1 protein-coding gene is annotated in these 504 nt (G+C 67.3%); it reads right to left on the reverse strand.

Annotated elements, in window-relative coordinates:
• Window positions 1–194 precede the first annotated feature (194 nt).
• On the reverse strand, window positions 195–504 hold a 310-nt coding region (locus tag CKO15_RS13920), incomplete at its 5' end, for a hypothetical protein (RefSeq protein ID WP_200197436.1).

A 504-nucleotide genomic window follows, 5' to 3' on the forward strand; every position in this document is an offset into this window, starting at 1 on the left:
GGATACAACGGGACAAGAGGCTCTGCGAAACGGGACAGGAGGTTTTGCCAACGGTGTGACCTTTGGCAGCGTTGGCGACGTCACCTGGTCTGCACACGCGGGCGGAGTCAAGACCGGCGGTCGTGGCCGTGCCGGCACTCGGGCCTGAGGCCAGACAGCGCGGGCTCGGGCAGGCGTCGACGTTGCAGGGCCCTTCAGCTGGCGTTGCGGCGCGTGCGGCGGACCTCGTCGACGGGCTCGGCGACGCCAGCTCTATGGCTGGAGGCTCCCATGCGGCCTTGGCGGTAGCGGCGGCGCGCGCTTGGATAGCTGGGAGTCGCCAGACACGGCTTCATCGCGTCCAGCTCGAACAACATGAAGTGCGGCGTGATGGCATGCAGGCGCCGCAGACGGCTGGCGACGTGCTGCTGTTTGGTCCGAATCTGTATCGGGCAAGCCAGCGGCAGCGAGCTCCGCGGCGAGGAGATCAGGCACCAGCCGAGCTCGTCGTCATAGGCCAACAAA

The sequence above is a fragment of the Halorhodospira abdelmalekii genome, assembly GCF_016583625.1.
GTDB classification, from domain to species: domain Bacteria; phylum Pseudomonadota; class Gammaproteobacteria; order Nitrococcales; family Halorhodospiraceae; genus Halorhodospira; species Halorhodospira abdelmalekii.